The organism is Streptomyces sp. NPDC050732, from assembly GCF_040654255.1.
Taxonomy (GTDB): Bacteria; Actinomycetota; Actinomycetes; order Streptomycetales; family Streptomycetaceae; genus Streptomyces.
The window spans coordinates 1-1,439 of sequence record NZ_JBFAHP010000090.1 but is presented as its reverse complement, the minus strand read 5'-3'; the positions used below and the strand labels follow the sequence as shown (position 1 = coordinate 1,439).

Sequence of the window (1,439 nt, the reverse complement as noted above, 5' to 3'; positions counted from 1 at the left end):
TGGACCCATAGTTGGAGTTCGGCTGTCCGGGTCGGGTCGTGGGCCTGGGCCTGCAGGTGTTGGGACCAGCGGCGCAGCGAGGTCCCTACCGGATCGAGTTGTGGCCGGTGTCCGGTGCTGACTGCCTGCCAGGCGCTCATCAGGTCGGGCACCAGGATTCGCCAGGACACTCCGTCGATGACCAGGTGGTGCACTATCACCAGCAGTCGACCCGCGTGGTCGGGTCCGGCGTCAAACCACACCAGCTGCACCAGCATCCCAGTCTCGGGTTCCAACCGAGCCGCTGCTGCGGCGCTCTCCCGCGCGATGACCACCCGCAACCGGTGAGGGTCCAGGCCGGCGACGTCGGTACGGTGCACCATTCCCGTGGTCGTGACCGTGCCTGGTGGGGTGATCTCCCATGTCCATCCTCCACCGGGGTCACCAGGCCGGTAGGTCAGCCGGGAACGCAGCCCGTCATGGTGGTCGAGCACGGCCGACACCGCGGTCTGGAGGTGCTCCACTCCCAGACCTGGGGGGACCTCCAGCAGCATCGACTGGTGGAATCGGTCGAACTGGTGACCATGCTCACCCAACCAATGCATGATCGGCGTGGGCGCCACCGTCCCGACTCCCGTGCCAGGCTCCTCAGCCACCACTGCGGCGAGGTCACCAGCGATCTGAGCCAGGGCGGCGACGGTGCGGTGTTCGAACACCTCCCGCACGGTGAAGACCACTCCCGCCGCCCGGGCCCGGGCGACTAACCGAATCGAGAGGATGCTGTCCCCGCCCACAGCGAAGAAATCGTCATCGACTCCGACCGCAGTCGCACCGAGTACCTCAGCGAACAGCTCGGCGAGGAGCCGCTCACGCGGAGTCCGCGGCGTCCGGCCCGCACCAGAGGACCCGTATTCGGGAGCCGGCAGTGCCTTGCGGTCGATTTTGCCGTTCGGGGTGACCGGCAGCGCCTCCAGGACCACCACCGCCGCGGGCACCATGTGCTCGGGAAGCCGTTGGTGCAGAAACTCCCGCAGCGAATTCGGCTGCAAGTCCTCACTGGCAACCACGGCATAAGCGACCAGCCGTTTGTCGTCGGGCCGGTCTTCCCGGGCGATGACCGCGGCCTGCGTGACCTGGGAGTGCGTGGCGAGCACGGCAGCGATCTCGCCCGGCTCGATCCGGTATCCGCGGATTTTGACCTGATCATCAACCCGGCCAACGAACTCCAGGGCCCCGTCACCGCGCCAACGGACCATATCTCCGGTCCGGTACATCCGCTCACCCGCCACACCGAACGGATCCGCCACAAAACGCTGCGCCGTCAACCCCGGCCGGCCCAAATAGCCACGCGCCAGTTGGGCACCAGCGATATACAACTCACCCACCACGCCAGGCGGCACCAGCTGGAGATTGCTGTCAAGCACATACACCCGCGTATTAAAAACCGGCTGACCAATCGG

At 66.7% G+C, this 1,439-nt stretch carries 1 protein-coding gene; it reads right to left on the bottom strand.

Translation table 11 applies throughout. From position 1 onward, the window contains the following. Positions 1 to 1,409: condensation domain-containing protein (locus tag AB0H82_RS36400; protein WP_362999831.1), on the bottom strand; the 1,409-nt coding region annotated here is incomplete at its 3' end. Positions 1,410 to 1,439 lie beyond the last annotated feature (30 nt).